At 54.0% G+C, this 13,679-nt stretch carries 10 protein-coding genes and 1 tRNA gene; 5 read left to right on the top strand and 6 right to left on the bottom strand.

Annotated features, from left to right (window positions below; all coding sequences use genetic code 11):
- Position 1: 1 nt before the first annotated feature.
- Positions 2-77 (top strand) — tRNA-Ala (locus tag ACESQ2_RS14425).
- Between the two features lie 201 nt (positions 78-278).
- Positions 279-2,459, top strand: a complete 2,181-nt coding sequence (locus ACESQ2_RS14430; protein WP_373170751.1) for an EAL domain-containing protein — start codon at positions 279-281, stop codon at positions 2,457-2,459.
- Positions 2,460-2,501: 42 nt separating this feature from the next.
- Here ACESQ2_RS14430 and ACESQ2_RS14435 read toward each other — a convergent pair whose 3' ends face one another.
- Complete coding sequence (locus tag ACESQ2_RS14435; RefSeq protein WP_004104312.1) at positions 2,502-3,704, bottom strand: NupC/NupG family nucleoside CNT transporter; 1,203 nt, start codon at positions 3,702-3,704, stop codon at positions 2,502-2,504.
- Positions 3,705-4,050: 346 nt separating this feature from the next.
- On the opposite strand from ACESQ2_RS14435, the gene ACESQ2_RS14440 reads away from it, so the two are divergent.
- Positions 4,051-5,286: an Nramp family divalent metal transporter gene (locus tag ACESQ2_RS14440; RefSeq protein WP_025106644.1), complete on the top strand. Its 1,236-nt coding sequence runs from the start codon at positions 4,051-4,053 to the stop codon at positions 5,284-5,286.
- 42 nt (positions 5,287-5,328) lie between these two features.
- Here ACESQ2_RS14440 and ACESQ2_RS14445 read toward each other — a convergent pair whose 3' ends face one another.
- The gene (locus tag ACESQ2_RS14445) at positions 5,329-5,679 is read right to left on the bottom strand and encodes a DUF2502 domain-containing protein (protein WP_014230302.1); all 351 of its coding nucleotides are present in this window, start codon (positions 5,677-5,679) and stop codon (positions 5,329-5,331) included.
- Between the two features lie 130 nt (positions 5,680-5,809).
- Positions 5,810-6,802 carry an L-glyceraldehyde 3-phosphate reductase gene (mgrA, locus tag ACESQ2_RS14450; RefSeq protein WP_368768225.1) on the bottom strand — a complete coding sequence of 331 codons (993 nt, stop codon included), beginning with the start codon at positions 6,800-6,802 and terminating at the stop codon, positions 5,810-5,812.
- A gap of 176 nt (positions 6,803-6,978) precedes the next feature.
- On the opposite strand from mgrA, the gene ACESQ2_RS14455 reads away from it, so the two are divergent.
- Positions 6,979-8,640, top strand: a complete 1,662-nt coding sequence (locus ACESQ2_RS14455) for an alpha-keto acid decarboxylase family protein (protein WP_368768224.1) — start codon at positions 6,979-6,981, stop codon at positions 8,638-8,640.
- Here the strand turns inward: ACESQ2_RS14455 and ACESQ2_RS14460 are convergent.
- Positions 8,637-9,872: an ion channel protein gene (locus ACESQ2_RS14460; RefSeq protein ID WP_014230299.1), complete on the bottom strand. Its 1,236-nt coding sequence runs from the start codon at positions 9,870-9,872 to the stop codon at positions 8,637-8,639. The two genes, ACESQ2_RS14455 and ACESQ2_RS14460, sit on opposite strands and share 4 nt — an antisense overlap.
- 253 nt (positions 9,873-10,125) lie before the next feature.
- On the opposite strand from ACESQ2_RS14460, the gene glk reads away from it, so the two are divergent.
- Positions 10,126-11,091 carry a glucokinase gene (glk, locus tag ACESQ2_RS14465; RefSeq protein WP_004852938.1) on the top strand — a complete coding sequence of 322 codons (966 nt, stop codon included), beginning with the start codon at positions 10,126-10,128 and terminating at the stop codon, positions 11,089-11,091.
- A 44-nt stretch (positions 11,092-11,135) separates the two neighbouring features.
- Here glk and ACESQ2_RS14470 read toward each other — a convergent pair whose 3' ends face one another.
- Positions 11,136-11,879: a LytTR family DNA-binding domain-containing protein gene (locus tag ACESQ2_RS14470; protein WP_128334617.1), complete on the bottom strand. Its 744-nt coding sequence runs from the start codon at positions 11,877-11,879 to the stop codon at positions 11,136-11,138.
- Between the two features lie 11 nt (positions 11,880-11,890).
- Entirely contained in the window at positions 11,891-13,570 is a 1,680-nt protein-coding gene (locus ACESQ2_RS14475) for a sensor histidine kinase (protein ID WP_161506375.1), read from the bottom strand.
- Positions 13,571-13,679: the final 109 nt, after the last annotated feature.

The raw sequence follows: 13,679 nt of genomic DNA on the forward strand, positions 1-13,679 counted from the left end.
TGGGGCTATAGCTCAGCTGGGAGAGCGCTTGCATGGCATGCAAGAGGTCAGCGGTTCGATCCCGCTTAGCTCCACCAAATTCGAAACCCTCGCTACGGCGGGGGTTTTTTGTTTGTCTGGCGGAGGAAATGTAAAGCATTCTCTGAATAAGTCAGCAAACCTCTGCGTTAAGTAATTTCAGATTTTTTCACTATTTAAAATCTTGCCTGCCTTTATTAAGCAACATAATATCTGTTGCCTGAATATATTTATTGCAGCCGGAGTTTTAATTAACAATAATGATTGATCATTTTAACATTAAGATCAAAAAAACTCTGCTGGCGCTCCTGGTCTGCTTTATCGCAATTCCGCTGTCCCGATTTATTTCCCCACAAACCATTATTGACGGAAATCAAATTTATCTGGCATGGCTACCGCTGAGCTTAATGTATTCCGTACTTTTTATTTTTGGCCGCTACGCCGTTGCGCCATTGATTATCGCGTTTGCGATCACTAATGCCTGGATAATCGATCTGACGCTAACCCAGGCGCTGATCCTGCTATTTTGCCAGCTCTTCTCGGTTTTCCTGTCCTGCGCGATTGTTCGCTTTCAGCTTGGAAGGCGCTGGCGCGCTGGGCTGACGGCAAAACATATGGGCGCGAGGATTTTTTGGGGCGGCTTTTTTGCACCGTTCCTTTTGAAGGTCACCATGTATCTGGCGGGGCGTTTTTTTGCTTTTCCGTTGGCAATATCCAGCTATTTCGGCAGTATGTCGGTTATTTACACCATTATCGATATACAAAGCCTGATTAGCGCCGCATTAATTTTCACGACATTCTTTTATTATCCGTTGCGGATGATTATCAGTCCACGTTATGCACGAGCATTCTGGCGTAATCTTTGCCACTCATGGCGGGCGGGCGAGCAGCGGGTATTTACGTTGTATTGGTTTGTGGCCCTGGCGGCAATATTACTGGTGCTGTGTACGCCTTATGATTCTGTTTTTATTGCCGGTTATTTAGTCCCGCTTATTTTCATTTTATACTTCATTGGTATTAGCCGCCTGGGGCATACGCTGATTCGCATTTCATGGTCCGTTTCAGCCTTTTTACTCGTGGCGTATAACCAGAATTTTTTACACGGCGTGCAAACTGAATATTCACTGTCGTTTGTCCTTTCGGTACTCATTTGTTTCACTATCTGCCTGTTTTATATGGCGGATATCTATGCTCGCAGTGAAAGAATGAAGTTCAGATGGCGGGATCAGGCGGAAGAAGATCCGCTAACCGGTTTACCCAATCTGCGCGCGCTGGAGAGTCACCTGCAGCGGAATCCTGCTGTGGCTATCAGCAGCCTGCGCATTCAGAATCTGGACTTCCTGAGCCGCCATTATGGCATGATGATGAGAGTGGAGAGCAAGCGGCAGATAGCCCGGAAGCTACAGCCGCTATTAGCTCCCGGCGAGCGAATATTTCAGCTCCCCGGCAGCGAGCTACTGTTGGTACTGAAGGGGCCGGAGCCAGAGGCGCGATTAAGTCATATTGTTTCCACGCTTAACCATAAAAAGTTTAGCTGGAATAACCAGGCGTTGGATCTGGAATTTGGCGCATCGTGGGGCGGCTACCGCGGCATAGAATCTGAGCTTCACCCTATGCTTGGTCAGCTTAGCTGGTTATCGGAGCAGGCCGGCGCGGCGCGGCGCGTATTAGCGCTGGACGCGGCGCAAGAGCAGATTTCCGATCAAACGAGCGAACAGGTACGGCTGCTGGCGAAGATTAAGCAGGCGCTTAACGAACGTGGGCTGGTGCTGTACGCCCAGCCTATCCGGGACGCCTCCGGAGAGGGGTATTACGAGATACTGAGTCGTATGCGCTGCGGTAATACCATCATTACGCCCGATCGGTTTATCCCGCTGATTGCGCAGTTTAACCTGAGCCAGCGTTTTGATATGCAGGTGCTGGATACGCTGTTTAGTTCGCTCAATCACCATCAGGGTCAGCATTTCTCCGTCAACCTTCTGCCCTATACGCTGATGCAAAAGGATAGCGCGGCGCAAATCATCGCGCTGTTTAAACGCTATAACCTGTCGGCGGAGGCGATAACGATTGAAGTTACCGAAGAGCAGGCGTTTTCCGATGTCGAGACCAGCATGCATAACATCCAGCTGCTGCGAGATTTCGGTTGCGGTATAGCGATTGATGACTTTGGTACCGGCTACGCAAACTACGAGCGTCTGAAAAGCCTGCGGGCCGATATCCTGAAAATTGACGGCTGCTTCGTGCGTGATATCGAGACCGATCCGCTGGACGCCATTATGGTCAAATCCATTATTGAAATGGCTAAGGTTAAGAAGATGAAAGTGGTGGCGGAATACGTTGAAACGCCGGAGCAGCGGGAAAAGCTTCTCGAGTTAGGCGTCGATTATCTCCAGGGGTATCTGGTTGGTAAGCCGCTGCCGTTGAGCGAACTGCGGGAATGAAAAAGCCGGGACTTGCCCGGCTTTCGCGATAACGCTGACGAATTACAGTACCAGCGCGGCGATAGACGCAGAGAGCACGCTCACCAGCGTAGAACCGTACACCAGCTTCAGGCCGAAGCGGGAAACCACGTTACCTTGCTCTTCGTTCAGGCCTTTAATCGCGCCGGCGATGATACCGATAGAAGAGAAGTTGGCGAAGGAGACCAGGAAGATAGAGATGATGCCTTCCGCACGCGGAGAGAGCGTGGCGGCAACTTTCTGCAGATCCATCATGGCGACGAATTCGTTAGAAACCAGCTTGGTGGCCATAATACTTCCTACCTGCAGCGCTTCACCTGCCGGTACGCCCATCACCCACGCAACCGGATAGAAGATGTAGCCGAGGATCCCCTGGAAGGAGATGCTATAGCCGAACCAGCCGGTGACGGTGGCGAACAGGGCGTTCAGCGCGGAAATCAGCGCGATAAAACCAATCAGCATGGCGGCCACGATAATCGCCACTTTAAAGCCCGCCAGGATGTATTCACCCAGCATCTCGAAGAAGCTCTGCCCTTCATGCAGGTTAGACATCTGCAGATTTTCTTCGCTTTCGTCAACGCGATACGGGTTAATCAGCGACAGCACGATAAAGGTGCTGAACATGTTCAGTACCAGCGCCGCAACTACATATTTCGGCTGCAGCATGGTCATGTACGCGCCCACGATAGACATGGATACCGTAGACATCGCGGTCGCCGCCATGGTGTACATGCGGTTGCGGGACATCTTGCCAAGAATATCTTTATAGGCGATGAAGTTTTCGGACTGGCCCAGAATCAGCGAGCTGACAGCGTTAAAGGATTCCAGCTTGCCCATGCCGTTGATTTTGGACAGCACGGTACCAATCGCGCGAATGACGATAGGCAGAATACGAATATGCTGCAAAATACCAATCAGCGCAGAAATAAAGACGATCGGGCACAAAACCTTCAGGAAGAAGAACGCCAGGCCTTTGTCGTTCATGTTGCCGAAGACGAAGTTTGTCCCTTCGTTGGCGAAACCGAGAAGTTTTTCAAACATCTCGGAGAAGCCCTTCACAAAACCCAGACCAATGTCAGAGTTCAGGAAGAACCAGGCCAGCAGCACTTCAATGACAAGCAGCTGAATGACATAACGAATACGAATCTGCTTACGATTGTGGCTAACCAACAGGGCCAGAATGGCCACCACTACGATCGCGAGAATAAAGTGCAGGACGCGGTCCATATTTGCTCCAAATATGAGGCAGGTTAAATTTCTGTGCACATTCTATGTAACAAGCGCAAAGAAAACGAGAGCCAGCACACACTATTGCAAGGATATGTGACTAATGGCAAAAATAGTGATCAACCATGCATTTTTGTTATGTTACGTAAAGGTTTTAAAAGTTGCTCGGTTGTACTATTCTGGTGATTAATTAAAAGCGTTTATCAGTTCCCCGGTTTTCCGTTGCCAACCCGCTATCGTTCTCTCCTATCACAGCAATCATTATCATCGCTCCAAATGAACTTGATAATCATTCGCATTTTGATAGCATAAAACATAGCAAAGGCTATATTTCCAGAGGCAGAAAATGACCAACAGTCGCGTTGAGAATAGCAGCGGTCGCGCAGCGCGCAAGATTAAGCTCGCCCTGATGGGGCCGGCGTTCATTGCTGCCATTGGCTATATCGATCCGGGTAACTTCGCCACCAACATTCAGGCCGGCGCCAGCTTTGGCTATCAGCTGCTGTGGGTGGTGGTATGGGCTAACCTGATGGCGATGCTGATTCAGGTGATGTCGGCGAAGCTGGGCATCGCCACCGGTAAAAATCTGGCGGAGCAAATTCGCGACCACTACCCGCGTCCTGTGGTGTGGTTCTACTGGGTGCAGGCCGAAATTATCGCTATGGCGACCGATCTTGCCGAGTTTATTGGCGCGGCTATCGGATTTAAGCTGGTGCTCGGCGTGTCATTGCTTCAGGGCGCTGTATTGACCGGAATTGCGACCTTCCTGATTCTGATGCTGCAGCGTCGCGGTCAAAAGCCGCTGGAAAAAGTGATAGGCGGGCTGCTGCTGTTTGTCGCCGCAGCGTACGTCGTTGAGCTTATCTTCTCCCAGCCCGCGCTGGCACCGCTGGCGAAAGGGATGATCGTGCCTTCACTGCCGACCAGCGAAGCGGTGTTTCTTGCCGCCGGGGTATTGGGGGCGACCATCATGCCGCATGTTATCTACTTACACTCATCGCTCACTCAGCACCTGCACGGGGGGACGCGCAAAGAGCGCTATAACGCCACGCGCTGGGATGTCGCCATTGCCATGACCATCGCGGGTTTTGTTAACCTGGCCATGATGGCGACCGCCGCCGCCGCCTTCCACTTTAACGGCCACACCGGGATTGCCGACCTCGATCAGGCCTATCTGACGCTGGAGCCCTTACTGAGCCACGCGGCAGCTACCATCTTTGGTCTGAGCCTGATAGCGGCGGGTTTATCCTCCACGGTTGTGGGAACCCTGGCAGGGCAGGTGGTAATGCAGGGCTTTATCCGCTTTCATATCCCGCTGTGGTTTCGCCGGGCGATCACCATGCTGCCGTCGTTTATCGTCATTTTAATGGGGCTGGATCCCACGCGTATTCTGGTGATGAGCCAGGTATTGCTGAGCTTTGGTATCGCCCTCGCGCTGGTGCCGCTGCTGATATTCACCAGCGATTCCCGGTTAATGGGCGACCTGGTCAATTCCCGGTGGGTAAAACTGCTGGGGTGGGGGATAGTTGCGGTCGTTGTGCTGCTTAACGGCTGGCTGATTATTGGAACGATATTCAGTTAAGCGTGACGATGAAAAAGGGAGCCGAATGGCTCCCTTTTGCGATTAATGATGCCCGTGGCCATGTCCGCGTCCGCCGCCTGGCCCACGCCCCCAGCCGCCGCGTCGGTCATCGCGATCTTTCCAGCCTTCGCGATAGCCGCGTTCGTAGGCTTTACCTTTATCCCAGCCGCGATGCCAGCCGTTGTCGTGACGACGCCAGCGGTTATCGCGCCACTCATAGTGTCGACGCCAGTAATCACGGTCGCGCCAGCCGCCACCGTCCCAGTAGTTACCGTAATTGTCGCGATCGCCAATTTGTAATTTTATTGATGGCAACAGGGTGATTTCACCAGCGTTAGCGACCAATGGCGCTGAAGCCAGAAGCACTGCAGCCAAAATCAGTGACCTGAACATACTCTTCTCCTTCACGATCGGGGCCGTTGTCGGCCTGTTAACCTGATATTACGGGGCGGTAAAGCCCCGCCGCATCGGAGGAACTCCTAAATCGCAAGTGAGAGCACTTTTTGCTAAAGTAACAATGAATTTACACCGCAAGGATCGCGTCAATGGTGGCCCGTTCTTCGGCGCTGAAATGGCGGTTTCCCAGCATGCCAACCGCATCGTCGAGCTGCGAAGTTTTACTGGCGCCAATCAGTACCGACGTCACTTTCTCATCGCGCAGTACCCAGGCCAGCGCCATCTGTGAGAGCTTTTGCCCGCGGGATTCGGCCAGCGTATTCAGCTGACGAATCTTTTCCAGTTTGCTTTCAGTAAGCTGATCCGGTTGCAGGAACCGGCTGCCGCTGGCGGCGCGGGAGTCCGCAGGGATACCGTGCAGGTAACGGTTGGTGAGCTGGCCGCCCGCAAGCGGTGAAAACGCTATACTTCCCACCCCCGAGCTCTGTAGGAAATCGAGTAATCCCTCCTCGACCCAGCGTTCAAACATCGAATATTTGGGCTGATGAATCAGACACGGCGTGCCGAGATCGTTAAGGATATTGACGGCTTCCCGGGCCTGTTCGAGCGGATAATTCGATAATCCGACGTAGAGCGCTTTCCCCTGGCGGACGATGTGGTCCAGCGCGCTCATGGTTTCCCGCAGCGGCGTTTCGGGATCGGGGCGGTGATGGTAGAAGATGTCGACATAGTCGAGACCCATTCGCTTAAGGCTCTGGTCGAGGCTGGCAATCAGGTACTTGCGCGATCCCCAGTCGCCATAGGGGCCGTCCCACATGGTGTAACCGGCTTTACTGGAGATAATCAGTTCATCGCGATAGGGCAAAAAATCCTCTTTCAGGATGCGGCCAAAATGACTCTCCGCCGAACCCGGCGGTGGCCCATAGTTGTTGGCTAAATCAAAATGAGTCATGCCGAGATCGAATGCGTGACGCAGAAGCTGGCGGCTGGTTTCCACCCGCGTTTCGTCGCCAAAATTGTGCCAAAGCCCAAGAGAAATCGCCGGTAGCTTTAGTCCGCTATGACCGCAGCGGCGGTACTCCATCGTTTGATATCGCGTGGCGTTTGCCTGGTAAACCATACTTCCTCCGCAGATAAAACAGGGTTGTGTATACGTTTACACTAAAGAATGTTTGCCGCGGAGTACACACCCTGAAGGCGTAAATTTTGCTTTCCACCGCCATTGTTGAGCGCAATCTGGACAGCGCACCTGCTTATTCAATACTCAACTTACCTGCACGAGAGGAGAGTAAGGATATGCAACCGACTTATACCATTGGCGATTATCTGCTGGATCGTCTCGTAGATTGCGGCATAGACCGCTTGTTTGGCGTACCGGGTGATTACAATTTACAGTTTCTCGACAGCGTTATCGCGCAGCAGAGCTTAGGGTGGGTAGGCTGTGCTAACGAGCTAAACGCCGCCTATGCCGCCGATGGCTATGCGCGCATTAAGGGCGCGGGCGCGCTGTTGACCACCTATGGCGTCGGTGAACTGAGCGCGCTCAACGGCGTTGCCGGGAGCTACGCTGAGCATGTACCGGTCCTGCATATCGTCGGCGCTCCCTGTACCGGCGCACAGCAGCGCGGCGAGCTGCTGCACCATACGCTTGGCGACGGTGATTTCAGCCACTTTTCGCGTATGAGTGAACATATTACCTGCTCTCAGGCGGTGCTGGCGGTGGGAAATGCCTGTCATGAAATAGACCGGGTACTGAGTGAAATGCTGACCCAGCATCGCCCCGGTTATCTCATGCTGCCGGCCGATGTGGCCAAAGCAAAGGCCACCCCGCCAGCTCACCGCTTGCTTATTCACACGCTGCCCGCCGACGAGAACCAGCTGGCCGGGTTCCGCGAGCATGCCGAGCGGATGCTCAGAAGCAGCCGTCGCGTATCGCTGCTGGCGGATTTCCTCGCCCAGCGCTATGGACTACAAAACGCTCTGCGAGAGTGGGTGGCGAAGGTGCCGGTTGCTTACGCCACGATGCTGATGGGCAAAGGGCTTTTTGATGAGCAGCAGCCTGGGTTCGTCGGGACTTATAGCGGGATAGCCAGCGCAGAGGATACCCGCGATGCCATTGAAAGCGCGGATACCATTATCTGCGTCGGCACGCGTTTTACCGATACCATTACCGCCGGTTTCACCCAACACCTTCCGCAGGAAAAAACAATAGAGGTCCAGCCCTTCGCCGTTCGGGTTGGCGATCGCTGGTTTAGCCGGGTACCGATGGAAAAGGCGCTGGATGTCTTGATCGAACTCTCTGCCAGCCTGGCGGCAGAATGGCATGCGCCAAATGTTCAGGCGCCGGGCGTCAGCGGCGCGCCAGAGGGGAGCCTGACGCAGAAAAACTTCTGGAGTACGGTGCAGAAACAGCTGCGCCCGGGAGATATTATCCTTGCCGATCAGGGGACGGCCGCTTTTGGCGCCGCCGCGCTTAAGCTGCCCGCTGACGCAACGCTGATTGTCCAGCCGCTATGGGGATCGATAGGTTTTACCCTTCCGGCAGCCTACGGGGCGCAAATCGCGGCAGCGGACAGAAGGGTGGTGCTGATTGTTGGCGATGGCGCTGCGCAGTTAACTATTCAGGAACTGGGGTCGATGCTCAGAGATAAGCAGCGCCCGCTGATCCTGTTGCTCAATAACGAAGGCTATACGGTCGAGCGCGCGATTCACGGCCCCGAGCAGCGCTATAACGATATTGCGCTCTGGGACTGGAATCGCCTGCCTGACGCTTTTGCGCCGGATGTCCCTTCCCGATGCTGGCGAGTGACGCGCACCCACGAACTGCAGGAAGCGATGAATAGCAGCGTCGCCTCAGACAGGCTGACGCTGGTGGAGGTGATGCTGCCAAAAATGGATATTCCCGACTTTCTGCGCACGGTCACTCAGGCGCTGGAAGAGAGAAACAGCCGGGTTTAATCTCCACGCTTCCTGGCAATCATCAAGGGTTTACCGGCCAGCAGCAGCCAGGCCGGAAGCATGACGATACACAGCAGCGGAAGCAGCGTGGAATCGGGCACCACGACCGCTGCCATAAACAGGCTCAACCAGCCATCACGCGTCACTACCAGCGTCAGTCCGAGGATGGCGCAGGAAACGGTGATGGCTGCCGGCACGGCATCCACGTGTGCGTGAAGCATCAGGCCTAGCGCGACGCCGACGAACACCGCCGGAAAAATTCGACCGCCGCGAAAACCACAGGCGGCCGCCAGCACCAGCGCCGCCAGCTTCACTAAAGCAATAAGCATGTAATCGCTGGCGGTTAACGTCTGGCTGAAGGCTAATTGCTGCATTTCATCCAGGCCTTTAAACAGCGTGATATGCCCGCCGACGACGCCCAGGATCCCCAATAAAAATCCGCCAATACCGAGGGTTAAGATCGGATTTTTCAGCCGCTGCATCAGCGCGTGCAGGCGCGGTAGGCACCAAACGCCAACCATGCCGACGGCAATAGCAATCAGCGTCACGATAGCCCCGCTAAAGATATCGACAAGCTGCCACCGCTCGTAGTGCGCAATAGGTAACGAAAAGTTGGGGTGGAAAAACAGCCCGGTGGTCAGAGAGCCCGCCGCCGCGGCAAGTAAGGGGGCGAAGAGTCGGTCCCAAAGCGGGACATCGTTACTGCTGTTCAGCGTTTGCGAAAAGATCAGCGCCGCGGCAACAGGCGTGCCAAATAGCGCCCCGATAGTGCCGGAGGACGCCAGGATCGTCCAGTCCAGCGCGCTGACTCGCGGGAAAAGGCGGGAGCCAAGCGCCACAGTGAGGGCGATATTAATCACCATGATAGGATGCTCCGGCCCGAGGCTAACGCCGCCCGCCAGGCCGACGATCAGCGCAGCGAGCAGGCCGGGCAGAGCGCCGGGACTCACCGGTGCGCCAATGAGTGACTCGGTGGCCGGATCGGGTCCGGCGTGACCAGGACTAAAACGCACGACCAGACCCACGGCGATGCCGGTGCCGGTGAGGATAGCTATCGTCCAGAAAGGGCCGCTGGCGTTCATACCCAGCAATCCAGGCAGGCTACTCCAGAGAATATTCTGCAGCATGGCTGCCGTTTTCATCGCCACAATCAAGACCAGGCTGGCAGCAATACCAATCACGATTGCGGGTATCGATAACAACAGCATCGTTCTGGCGCGCGGGTGCAGCATGAAAATATCCTTCTGAAGGTTTCGACGCACTACTTTGCCCGGGCGCGTTAAGGTCGTTGGCGCAAATGGTGCTGAAACGATAAAGTAAAGAGCTGGCCTGACGATCGGCCGCACAATAATTTCATAAATTACAGCCTAACTGTGACGTAGGTCGCTAAACAAAGGGCGCTTATGCGTTGGTCGTTGTTGTTAGGACGTCATGAATTTAGAGTGTGCCAAAGAATCATTTTGACTTTAGCGGAGCCGTAACGGAATGACAAAATTTGCTTTAGTAGGGGACGTTGGCGGAACGAATGCTCGTCTGGCGTTATGCGATCTGGCAAGCGGGGAGATCTCCCGTGCTAAGACCTATTCCGGGCTCGATTATCCCAGTCTTGAAGCCGTTGTTCAGGTCTATCTGGAAGAGCATAACGTCCAGGTAGAAGACGGCTGTATTGCCATCGCCTGTCCGATTACCGGCGACTGGGTGGCGATGACCAACCACACCTGGGCATTTTCTATCGCTGAGATGAAAAAGAACCTGGGTTTCTCGCATCTGGAAATCATTAACGATTTTACCGCGGTATCGATGGCGATCCCCATGCTAAAAGCTGAACATCTGATTCAGTTTGGCGGCGCGGAACCGGTGGAAGGCAAGCCGATTGCCGTCTACGGTGCCGGTACCGGGCTGGGCGTTGCTCATCTGGTACACGTTGATAAGCGCTGGGTGAGCCTGCCGGGTGAGGGCGGCCATGTGGATTTCGCCCCCAATAGCGAAGAGGAAGGCATTATTCTCGAAGAGCTGCGCAGCGAGCTGGGGCACGTCTCCGCTGAACGCGTCTTATCTGGGCCGGGGTTGGTCAATCTTTACCATGCGATCGTGAAGTCTGACGGGCGTCTACCGGAAAATCTGCAGCCTAAAGATGTGACCGAACGCGCTCTGGCCGATACCTGCATCGATTGCCGCCGCGCGCTGTCGCTGTTTTGCGTCATTATGGGCCGATTTGGCGGTAACCTGGCGCTGACCCTCGGCACCTTTGGCGGCGTGTATATTGCTGGCGGTATCGTGCCGCGCTTCCTTGAATTCTTCAAAGCCTCCGGCTTTCGCGGCGGTTTTGAAGATAAAGGCCGATTTAAAGCCTTCGTCCAGGATATTCCGGTCTATCTGATTGTCCACGACAATCCGGGATTGCTGGGCTCCGGCGCGCACCTGCGCCAGACTCTGGGGCAGATTCTGTAAGCCCCATCTCTTACCCGAATAAAATGATTATTCGGGTAAATCCTCTACAGATGCATGAGCTGGCGAAACTCTTTCACCTTGCTGCGGCTTACCGGAACCTGAAACTCAAGGTCGCGTAGCCGCAGAATATAGGTGTTGTTGAACCAGGGTTCGATTTCGCGAATTTTGTTCAGGTTGACGCAGTACGAGCGGTGACAGCGGAAAAAGTGCGCCGGCGGTAGCTTGTTGCAGAACTCCGTGATATTCATCGGCATCACGAAGGACTCCTTGCGGGTATAAACGAACGTCATCTTTTCATGCGCTTCCGCGTAGTAAATATCGTGGATGCTGGTGACGATAATCCGTTCATCTTTAACCAGATTAATCGTGTCGTTTTCCCTGGCTGGATTGGCCGCTGCCCCGGTACCGGCGCTGACCTGCTGCTGTTGCTGCCAGGCGCCGGTCAGCTTTTGCAGCATGTTGATAATGCGCGATTCCTGGTAGGGCTTGAGAATATAATCAAACGCCTCCAGCTCAAAGGCTTCCACCGCATGCTCTTTCCACGCGGTAATAAAAACGATAAAGGGCTTATGCGCGAATTGGCTGATGTTTTGCGCCAGCAGTACGCCATCCAGAGATGGAATATTGATATCGAGAAAAATGGCGTCGACTTTGTTGTGCTGTAAGAACTTCAGCACATCCAGACCGTCGTCAAAGGTGCCGACAATCTCCATTTCGCTATGGGTGTTAATCAACCAGGTGAGCTCTTGCTGCGCGAGGAACTCATCTTCCACAATGATGACCTTCATTTTATCTCCGCTCATGACAGCAGCGACTCCGTAGCCACCTGGGGCGCGTGTTGGGTTGGCACATAGAAGGCAATTTCGGTCCCCGGCGTCAGGCGTCGGATATGCAGTCCTTCCCCGTACAGTAGCTTGACCCGGTGATGAACATTGAGTAAACCGATTTTATTTCCCGGCATTTCGTCAGCCTCTACCCTCGCTACCACCGCAGGGTCGATACCGTTCCCTGTATCGCGAACGCTAATTCGTACCCGATTCCCGCACTCATTGATGCCAATGGTCACCACGCCTTTTCCTTTGCAGGGCTGAATCCCGTGGACGATAGCATTCTCCACCAGCGGCTGAATTAGCAGGCTGGGGATCATAAAGCTGACTTCATCATCAATATCATAAATCACCGTCAGCTTGTCGCCGAAGCGAGCCTGTTCAATCGCGATGTAATCCTTGATTTGATACAGCTCCCTTTTGATATCTATCTGTTCATCATCTTTTAATTCAATGTTGTAGCGTAAATAGCGCGACAAATTAAAAATTAACTGACGCGCGGTGTCCGGATTCATGCGAATCGACGATGAAATGGCGTTCAGCGCATTAAATAAGAAATGGGGATTGATTTTGCTTTGCAGCGCCCGCAGCTCGGCTTTATTGGCCATTTCACGCAGCTGTTCAGCGCGGGAAACCTCCAGCTGCGTAGAGATGATTTGCGACAGGCCTACCGCCATTTCCTGCAATGAAGAGGTGATGCGGTGCGCGTGGCAGTAATAGATTTTTAGCGTACCGGTAACGACGCCTTTTTCCCACAGCGGAATGACCAGCATAGAGTGTATTTCCGGCGTCCGATGAGCCTCATCATTGTTTTTAATAATGATTTTTCCATAGCGGATCGCCTGTTGCGTCGTCGGGCTGATAAAGTCATCGTTATCGCGGTAGTTGATTTCCCCGACGCCGACGTAGGCCATCACGTGTTGGGTATTGGTAATCGCGACGGCATCGGCACTGATATCGCGGCGGATAATGTCGCATACCTGACGCAGGGACTCGCTGTTGACGTGGCGAAATAGCGGGAGCGTTTTGTTGGCGATGTCGAGCGCCAGTTTTGCCTGGCGGGCGGCGCTGGCTTCCTTTTCCCCCTCAACGCTCTGCACCAGCAAAACGATAAAGCCGATACATACGCTGCCAAGGATCATCGGAATACCAATCTTAGACACGATATCTATCCCCAGCGCGAATGAAGGCGCCCACACGATCACGAGAATCATGGTTAAGGTTTCGCATAGCATCCCGGCGAGGATCCCCGCTTTCCAGCGCTGGGCTTTCGGCACTTTACGACCAATAAAACCAGAGAGCAGACCGGCGACAATGCTGGTAATAAAGCAGGGGACGGCGGTGACGCCATCAATATCAATCAGGTAGCGATGTACGCCGGCGATCGCGCCGACAATAGCCCCAACCCACGGGCCGAACAGGATCCCGCCGGACATGACCGCGATAATACGCACGTTGACCAGCGATCCCTCGACCGGTACGCCTGACCAGGTGCTAAAGAGGGCAAAGAGAGAGAAGATCGCGGTAACGGCCAGCAATTCTTTAGGGGTGTGCGCGGATTTATGCAGAAGTTCACGAAACAGGCGCAGGCGAATGAGGAAAAAGAGACAAATCAGCATTAATGCCGCGCGGTCAAAAACCGCCAGCAGCATAGTAAATATTTCGTGCATGTGTGCGCCGTGTTAATCGCGAGAAAGCAACATGATAGAAAACCTCGCGGCAGAAGGCCAGCTGAAGGCATGAATAGGGAAAAGTCTTACA

Source organism: Klebsiella sp. Q11 (assembly GCF_964241505.1).
GTDB lineage: Bacteria > Pseudomonadota > Gammaproteobacteria > Enterobacterales > Enterobacteriaceae > Klebsiella > Klebsiella michiganensis.

Coding starts and splice junctions, on each gene's coding strand:
- ACESQ2_RS14430 (WP_373170751.1), top strand. CDS start 279: ATGATTGATCATTTTAACATTAAGATCAAAAAAACTCTGCTGGCGCTC.
- ACESQ2_RS14435 (WP_004104312.1), bottom strand. CDS start 3,704: ATGGACCGCGTCCTGCACTTTATTCTCGCGATCGTAGTGGTGGCCATT.
- ACESQ2_RS14475 (WP_161506375.1), bottom strand. CDS start 13,570: ATGCTGCTGGCGGTTTTTGACCGCGCGGCATTAATGCTGATTTGTCTC.
- glk (WP_004852938.1), top strand. CDS start 10,126: ATGACAAAATTTGCTTTAGTAGGGGACGTTGGCGGAACGAATGCTCGT.
- ACESQ2_RS14440 (WP_025106644.1), top strand. CDS start 4,051: ATGACCAACAGTCGCGTTGAGAATAGCAGCGGTCGCGCAGCGCGCAAG.
- ACESQ2_RS14470 (WP_128334617.1), bottom strand. CDS start 11,879: ATGAAGGTCATCATTGTGGAAGATGAGTTCCTCGCGCAGCAAGAGCTC.
- mgrA (WP_368768225.1), bottom strand. CDS start 6,802: ATGGTTTACCAGGCAAACGCCACGCGATATCAAACGATGGAGTACCGC.
- ACESQ2_RS14445 (WP_014230302.1), bottom strand. CDS start 5,679: ATGTTCAGGTCACTGATTTTGGCTGCAGTGCTTCTGGCTTCAGCGCCA.
- ACESQ2_RS14460 (WP_014230299.1), bottom strand. CDS start 9,872: ATGCTGCACCCGCGCGCCAGAACGATGCTGTTGTTATCGATACCCGCA.
- ACESQ2_RS14455 (WP_368768224.1), top strand. CDS start 6,979: ATGCAACCGACTTATACCATTGGCGATTATCTGCTGGATCGTCTCGTA.